The organism is Vibrio scophthalmi LMG 19158 (assembly GCF_000222585.1).
GTDB classification, from domain to species: domain Bacteria; phylum Pseudomonadota; class Gammaproteobacteria; order Enterobacterales; family Vibrionaceae; genus Vibrio; species Vibrio scophthalmi.
This window is the reverse complement of record NZ_AFWE01000185.1, coordinates 60,307-67,464: the sequence shown is the minus strand read 5'-3', so window position 1 is coordinate 67,464 and position 7,158 is coordinate 60,307. Positions and strand designations below refer to the sequence as shown.

General features: G+C 42.9%; 8 protein-coding genes. 7 read left to right on the top strand and 1 reads right to left on the bottom strand.

Annotated features, from left to right (window positions below; genetic code table 11):
* From RH88_RS23810 to lhgO, 3 genes are all read left to right on the top strand, one after another.
* Positions 1–215: hypothetical protein (locus tag RH88_RS23810; protein WP_005597924.1), on the top strand; the 215-nt coding region annotated here is incomplete at its 5' end.
* Between the two features lie 316 nt (positions 216–531).
* Entirely contained in the window at positions 532–1,179 is a 648-nt protein-coding gene (locus RH88_RS16115; protein WP_241212202.1) for a hypothetical protein, read from the top strand.
* A 102-nt stretch (positions 1,180–1,281) separates the two neighbouring features.
* Positions 1,282–2,493 carry an L-2-hydroxyglutarate oxidase gene (gene lhgO, locus RH88_RS16110; RefSeq protein WP_005597920.1) on the top strand — a complete coding sequence of 404 codons (1,212 nt, stop codon included), beginning with the start codon at positions 1,282–1,284 and terminating at the stop codon, positions 2,491–2,493.
* Between the two features lie 84 nt (positions 2,494–2,577).
* Here lhgO and RH88_RS16105 read toward each other — a convergent pair whose 3' ends face one another.
* Positions 2,578–2,940 carry a cystatin domain-containing protein gene (locus RH88_RS16105; protein WP_005597918.1) on the bottom strand — a complete coding sequence of 121 codons (363 nt, stop codon included), beginning with the start codon at positions 2,938–2,940 and terminating at the stop codon, positions 2,578–2,580.
* Between the two features lie 225 nt (positions 2,941–3,165).
* Here RH88_RS16105 and RH88_RS16100 point away from each other — a divergent pair, with 225 nt between their 5' ends.
* The 4 genes from RH88_RS16100 to opgC all read left to right on the top strand — a co-directional run bounded on the left by RH88_RS16100 (position 3,166) and on the right by opgC (position 7,150).
* Entirely contained in the window at positions 3,166–3,999 is an 834-nt protein-coding gene (locus tag RH88_RS16100) for a DUF6279 family lipoprotein (RefSeq protein ID WP_005597915.1), read from the top strand.
* Positions 4,000–4,103: 104 nt separating this feature from the next.
* Positions 4,104–4,844, top strand: coding sequence for a sulfite exporter TauE/SafE family protein (locus tag RH88_RS16095; protein ID WP_005597913.1), 741 nt, complete (start codon positions 4,104–4,106; stop codon positions 4,842–4,844).
* 207 nt (positions 4,845–5,051) lie between these two features.
* Positions 5,052–5,261: a hypothetical protein gene (locus tag RH88_RS16090; RefSeq protein WP_005597911.1), complete on the top strand. Its 210-nt coding sequence runs from the start codon at positions 5,052–5,054 to the stop codon at positions 5,259–5,261.
* 326 nt (positions 5,262–5,587) lie between these two features.
* Positions 5,588–7,150 carry an OpgC domain-containing protein gene (gene opgC / locus RH88_RS16085; RefSeq protein WP_241212201.1) on the top strand — a complete coding sequence of 521 codons (1,563 nt, stop codon included), beginning with the start codon at positions 5,588–5,590 and terminating at the stop codon, positions 7,148–7,150.
* The last annotated feature ends 8 nt before the right edge of the window (positions 7,151–7,158 follow it).

Genomic DNA, 7,158 nt, shown 5'->3' with positions numbered 1-7,158 from the left:
AAATGGACCTTTATGAAGTGGAGAGGTTATTATCTCAACAGGGTGTAAATATGAGTAATATAAAAATCTTGCCTGCATTAGTCGTCGATAATGAAGTTATCTTTGTTGGTAAGCAGGGACGAAATTCACTTTCATTTACAAAAGACGTTAGAAGTAAGCTTAATGAAACCCAGCAATCATCGAATAAACATCGAATGAGGCTAAAGACGTTGTAAGGATATACGTGGGTATGGCCACTAAGGAAAAGCAAGGCTAAGTGGCAGAGATCTATAACCTCAGAAAACTATCGATTTAGATGGCCAAGAGAGTTTTTTGTTAAAAACTAAACAATACTGATGTTAAGGAATACCATTTATTGGTGTTGTACAGTTGCTAACAAATTCTTACATTTGCTACTCATGCGAATTGAACAATATTTACGTGCTGCATTACTAGACAAGAAAGTAGTAGTCGGTATTATTCCGTTCCAAATTACTTTGTCGATACGCTAAGTGTACGAGTTAAGTTAAATTGTTCGATATTGGGGTGTTAATGAACGTTAAATGGAAGGGTTGCTTTTCCTTATCAAAAAATATATTGCTCATGGTTTATATTCCGGTTGTGAGCTTATTAATATTTTCCGTCATTATGAGCGTAAAAATGGGCATTCCATTTGAAGTGCTATCCAAAGATCCGCTTTCATTTTCCGGCGCAAATCCTTTGACGGGCGTTCTGTCTAATATTGGGATTATTATTTGGTCTGGTGCTGCGTCAGTCTGCTTAATGACCGCGTTGTTGTTAAATAAATATGGCTACCCAAGTAATCGTGGGCTGTCACTTTTTTTTGCGGGTATGATCAGTCTTGTGCTGCTTCTAGATGACTGCTTTATGTTGCATGAAGTCATTTATCCCCAATGGCTTGGTATTCCTGAAAGCATCATTATGATGACCTATGCATTGATGTTGCTGGCTTATCTTTATCTATTTCGTGAAAAAATTCTTAGTGCAGATATCTCCTTGCTGTTGGTGTTTTTTGTTATGTTCGGGTTATCTGCGATAGTTGATTTTGTCTTGCCTAGTACTTTGCTCTCTTGGCACTTTGTTATTGAAGATGGCGCAAAATTCATTGGGATTGTGAGTTGGTTTAGCTACCATACACTTATCTGTTTTACAGAGATAAAGCTCTCCATACTCAAGTAGTTCACCGATAAAAGAGTCATTAGCGTTGCAATGTAAGTCAAAGAGTTAACTGTTTTGCTTTGCTATCATAGCTGAAGTTCAGCGCGGAAGAGTAACAACGGAATGTACGACTATATTATTGTGGGCGGCGGTATTATCGGAGCCTCGACGGCATGGCAGTTGAAAAAAAAATTGCCAGATAAACGGATTCTTTTGGTTGAAAAGGAATCAGAGTATGCCCTGCATCAAACCGGCCACAACAGTGGGGTTATTCATGCTGGAGTATACTATGCGCCAGGTTCGCTCAAGGCCGATTTTTGTGTAAGAGGCGCCGTAGCGACTAAGCAGTTTTGTACCCAACATGAGATACCCTTTGAGGAATGTGGCAAGCTAATCGTCGCAACAAATTCACTAGAAGTGACTCGTCTAGATGCGCTTTATCAGCGTTGCCAGCAAAATGGGATTGATGTTGAGCGATTGGATGAGGTGCAACTCAAACTGGCTGAGCCGAATATTCGTGGTTTAGCCGCTATTAGAGTTCAGCAAACTGCCATTGTCGATTATAAACGTGTAACCCAGGCTATGGTGGCTGAGTTTATCTCCTTAGGAGGCGAAGCTCGTTTAGGGATAGAAGTGATTGGCATCTCTGAACTTGACGACGAAGTCCAACTCACCTGTGCATCTGATGAGCAAACTCTACAAATAAATTGCCAGTATTTAATTACTTGTGCAGGCCTTATGGCTGATCGCATCACAAAAATGTTGGGTATCGCCAGTGATTTTCAGATCATTCCTTATCGTGGCGAGTATTTTAGATTAGCGTCGCGCCATAACGGAATTGTAAATCATCTTATTTATCCAGTGCCTGATCCTCAATTACCATTTTTGGGGGTTCATCTAACCCGTATGGTTGATGGTTCGGTGACGGTTGGCCCCAATGCCGTCCAAGGATGGAAGAGAGAGGGTTATGGCCGATTTAACTTTAGTCTTAAAGATACGCTGCAGATGTTGCGTTTTTCCGGCTTTTGGAAGGTGACATGGGCAAATTTAAGTACGGGTATTAAAGAGTGGCTTAACTCTCTTTGGAAGCCGGGGTATTTGAAGTTAGTTAATAAGTATTGCCCAGAGATTAGATTGAATGATCTAGAAAGCTATCCTGCGGGAATCCGTGCTCAAGCCGTGACTAAAGATGGCCAATTAGTGCATGATTTTTTGTTTAGTGAAAGCGCGCGATCGCTTAATGTTTGCAACGCCCCAAGTCCTGCCGCAACATCAGCGATACCGATTGGCGAATATATTTGTAGTGAAGCGCTGCAAAAATTCGCTGATGATTAAAAGCAAGCGCCCAGCTTAACTGGGCGTTAAATGCAGTGATTTCACGATTCTAACGGAAAATTTCGTTTTGATATCACGTTATTGCTATGGGCACAATTTGCCTTGTTTAGCAACGCTATCAATCATGTAGTCACCGCGAATATTGCGATAAACGATCGCGTGCCAAATTTCACCGTTTTCCAACTCAATTTCAATCGCATAGTTTGTTCCATTGACAACTTGACTGCGTACTTCATTGACTTGTTTTAATGGTGAAGCGGTATTCATGCGATCCATTAATGTTGCGACTGCTTTCTCAACTTCAGGCGTCATTTCAGCAACTTGCCAGCCACCTGCGAGCATCTTGTTCTGGCAGATTGGTGAGGTTGCTTGTTTCGGTTCAGATTGTGTTGCGCAGCCGGCGAGTGACAAGGTGGCAAGCGCAGCAACAGCCATTAATTTCTTCATGTTTTTCCTTCCTAACAGGCTACTTTGCAGCCGAGAGTGAGTAAGTGCTTGTTATAATTTGAATGCAGTATGGAGTATTGTCAAAAAGATCATTGGGATCTTAGTCAGTTTGATGTCAATTTTTCGTACAAATCTGCTTGAACCTTCGTGGTTAAGCTGGCGGTATAGATTAAAGCTAATATCGATAACCAGTAGTGGAAGGATACGATGAAACAGGGAGAAGCTATGAAACCTTGGCTATTATTGCTGTTGGTCTGTCTATCACTCAGCGGTTGTGGGACTAAATTTGTCTATGACAATGCCGATTGGATAGCGATTCGCTTTGTTGAAGAGTTTGTTGAACTTAATGATAATCAGCAAGAGGTGATCAGCTATGCCATTGAGGATGCCAGCGTGTGGCACCGTCGCGAAGAAATTCCCGCCTATATTGCAGAATTGAACCAAATTTTACTGATTTCTCCTAGTACATTTACCGAAGCCCAATTTATCTCGCATGAAGCTCGCTGGCGTCAGTTTTCAACCCAGTTATTAGATCGGTTTTATCCAGTCGTTACGCTGTTGATTGCTAGCATGAGTGATGCTCAGGTTGAGCAGTTTATGAACGCACTGCGAGTGCGTCATGTGCAATTTAAGCATCAGCGAGAATCTGAAGACGAAGCAGAGCTCATCGCTCTTTATAAAAAAAGAATTAGCGAAAACCTTGAAGATTGGCTGGGGCCGCTAACGTCCTCACAGTTGAAGGTTATCGATGCTTGGGCATCCGATTTACAAGTAACGACGCCGTTATGGTTTGAGTACCAAACTCAACTTAGAGTCGAACTCATAAGGCTGTTTTCTCAGCGACATAACCCAGATAAATTGGCTGCTTTGTTAAACTCGCTGCTTTATAGCCCAGAGCTGTTTTATTCTGACCAACTTTATAAACGTATTGAGCATAATAGTACGATTGGGCGTACTTACTTGGTTGAAGTGATTAATCTAATGACAGAGCAACAGACTCAATATTTTCGTGATGAAGTTCGAAGTTGGCGGGATATATTGGCTGAGTTGCTCGACTAACACACGGCTAAAGTGGCATGTAAATTTAGCTGTTTTGTCGGTAGAGTGATTTTCTATCAAGGAAAGATGAATTGGCGATAACGAAATAAAGCGAAGGAACGCGGATGGATTGGTGGTTGCTATTTTTTGCTGGAGTGATTGGTGGAGTCATAAACAGCGTTGCGGGCGGAGGCAGTTTTATTACCTTTCCGGCATTAATGTTGGTCGGAATTTCACCGATTGTCGCGAATGCGACCAATACCTTTTCTGTCAGTGCTGGTTACGTGTCGGGGGCTTATGGCTTTCGCGATGACTTTATGCATCAACCCGCTAGAGTGGCTGTGATTCTTGCGTTAAGCGTGGTGGGGGGCGCGATAGGGGCAGCCTTACTTATTACCATCAATGAGCAGCTTTTTACTCGTACTATCCCGTGGTTATTGCTCTTTGCGACCTTGTTGTTTCTGTTCGGCTCGCATCTTAGTCGTTGGCTTGAGAAACGACGGACAGCGAGATGGATTTTACCCGTGGTATTGATTTTAGTCAGTGCTTATGGGGGCTTTTTTAACGCGGGTTTAGGCATTGTGGTACTGAGCTATCTGATTCTGGCGGGGTACCAAGACATTAATCAAATGAACGGTCTCAAATTGGTTGTGTCGAGCGGCGTCTCTTTGAGTGCCATGGTGGTGTTTGTTTATCAAGATATGATTGCGTGGTTGCCGGGGTTGGCCGTATTAACGGGCAGTGTGTTTGGAGGGTATCTTGCGGCTCGAATTTCGCGTCAATTAGCGCCTATCTATATTAAAATCTTTGTTGTGATATCCAGTATCATAATGACGGTTTATTTCTTTGTTGATGCTTATATCTAAGTGCTCGATAACGATTTGTGTTCACTCTCACATAACCTTTAATAGCCTCATCCGTTAGTATGATTTTGAGATCTTGTTTGCGGTTTTTTTATACGATTTTGCTGATAATTTCACTGCACACATTGGGCTTATTATCAGCCAATAACGGAACGGCTCTTTAGTTTTGTTCGTGCTTTTTCGATATTTCCAGTAGATAGAGGAGGAGTTATGGATAGAAAATTAGGTCACGTGATGACAAACAGCCGCATGATCACTTTTATTGCGTTTCTCGCAGCAATCTTCGCATGGTTTTTACATATGAATGCGTTGTTCTTTGTCTCTGTGGTCGCGCTCATTGGTGCCGCGTGCCTGTTTATTAAAGATAAGTATTTTCCTGTAAAGGTGATTCATCCGTCCAATCGGGAGAAGAATGCATAGCAACGGTTTTGTTGTTAGCCGATCCTTTACTACGCAAAAAGATTTAAGAGAAATTAAGCAGCCGATTGGATTTCACCATCGGCTGTTTTGTTTTCACTGTACTACTTTTTTTCTCCTGTTCCTTCTCCGTGATTCCTTTGGTAGCGCGTGTACAGCGATCCCTAAACGGACTTAATTTCGCAGAGCTCAACGTGAATTCTTGCCTTTGGTGTCTACGTTCAATCAGTAAATTCCTAGAGAGATCATGTTCAGTGCACAATCGGTCAGATCGAAACGTTAGATATTTTGCACACTAAAGGCTGATGTTAATCTTATTAAGGAATAGGATGATGAAACGCATTCCAGCGTTAGATTCAATACGAGGGCTATTGCTGCTTATTATGACCCTCAACCACCTGTTTTGGATTAGTGGTGGGAGTTCGATTTTTCAAGCGTTTACCTTACAACCTTTAGGCCAATTTGGTGCTGCTGAAGGGTTCATTTTAGTCTCGGGTTTTCTGGCTGGAGCGATATATAGCCGACCAACTCAACGTATAAATGAGGTAAAGCGCAAAGCTTGGAGACGAGCATGGGAGATCTACCGGTATCATATCGTTTGTTTATTGACGGTCTTTACTTGGTTCGGTTTCTGCGTCATTTACTTTCCACAGGCGGCAGAGGCCCTATCACCTAACTTCTCAAACCTTGTAGAAGCGCCTTTTTTGACGGTGTTCTGGAGCTTATTGCTGGTCAATAAACCAAGCTATCTCGAGATTTTACCGCTCTACATTATGTATATCGCAATATTGCCAGCGCTAGTGTGTGCTTACCGACGTGGCTGGATGAAAGGGGTGATGGCAGTAAGTTTTTCTCTTTGGCTCGCCGCGGGCTATCTCAATGATGCTGGACTGGTGGGCTTGTTGAGTTCTAGTTCAACAGAGTTTAAGTTACAAACGGGTTATTTTGACCCATTTGCATGGCAGTTATTATTTGTCGTGGCTTCTGCATTTGGCTTTGCCGCTAATAATCCAGATTTTCACTGGTATTCATTACCGCTTACGTTGGTATGTGGTGTGTTGGCGGTTTTGATTATGACGATGCATCACGGCGCGTTTCTTTCGTTTGGCATTCACCAAGGTGTGCTTTATTCATTGGCTGACAAGCCTGAATTGGGTTGGTTGAGAGCATTAAACATTGCGCTTTGGGCGTATTTGATTGCAGTGCTTATCCGTTTTCGACCGACTTGGTTGGTGTTTCGACCATTAAGTTACATTGGCCGCCATTCGCTACAGGTATTTGCTTGGCACACGGTGATGATCTATTTAATGGCACCGATGTTGATGAGCCAACGTTTTGAGGGCCATTATGAGCTGTTGGTGATCATTTGCGCCGCTTCAATTTGGATTCCGGCTTGGATGCGTGAAAAGCGAGCGACTTTATCTGCAAAGACACGTTTGTGTATGGGATTTGGTGGGGCGGTCTCGGTAGTGCTGTTGTTGTCTTTGCTGTTTCAACCACAGGTACTTCCTGAAGCAGAGGCGGATGGCGATGGTGTCGCACCGCTATCAGTGACGATCAAAAACATTCAGGATTCGGGATTGGTGATTGTGTTGGTCTATGCCGAGGAGGATGATCTGATGGGGATGCCAAGTATCCATGCTCAGGGTTACTCGGTGGAACAAGTTGAACAGGGAATTACCATACAAGGTTTACCGGTGGGCAAATATGCAATATTTGCCTATCAAGATGTTGATAGTAATCAGCAGCTAACCTCTGGTGTGAATGGTATGCCGGTGGAAGGCTTTGGTTATTCAAATAACCCGGCCTTGCAAGGTCCGCCCAAGATGGCACAAGTTCAATTTTCCCATCCGGAAAAAGCCCATCAAACGATACACCTCGTCAACTTTTAGTTAGGAAT

Coding starts and splice junctions, on each gene's coding strand:
- RH88_RS16115 (WP_241212202.1), top strand. CDS start 532: ATGAACGTTAAATGGAAGGGTTGCTTTTCCTTATCAAAAAATATATTG.
- lhgO (WP_005597920.1), top strand. CDS start 1,282: ATGTACGACTATATTATTGTGGGCGGCGGTATTATCGGAGCCTCGACG.
- RH88_RS16105 (WP_005597918.1), bottom strand. CDS start 2,940: ATGAAGAAATTAATGGCTGTTGCTGCGCTTGCCACCTTGTCACTCGCC.
- RH88_RS16100 (WP_005597915.1), top strand. CDS start 3,166: ATGAAACCTTGGCTATTATTGCTGTTGGTCTGTCTATCACTCAGCGGT.
- RH88_RS16095 (WP_005597913.1), top strand. CDS start 4,104: ATGGATTGGTGGTTGCTATTTTTTGCTGGAGTGATTGGTGGAGTCATA.
- RH88_RS16090 (WP_005597911.1), top strand. CDS start 5,052: ATGGATAGAAAATTAGGTCACGTGATGACAAACAGCCGCATGATCACT.
- opgC (WP_241212201.1), top strand. CDS start 5,588: ATGATGAAACGCATTCCAGCGTTAGATTCAATACGAGGGCTATTGCTG.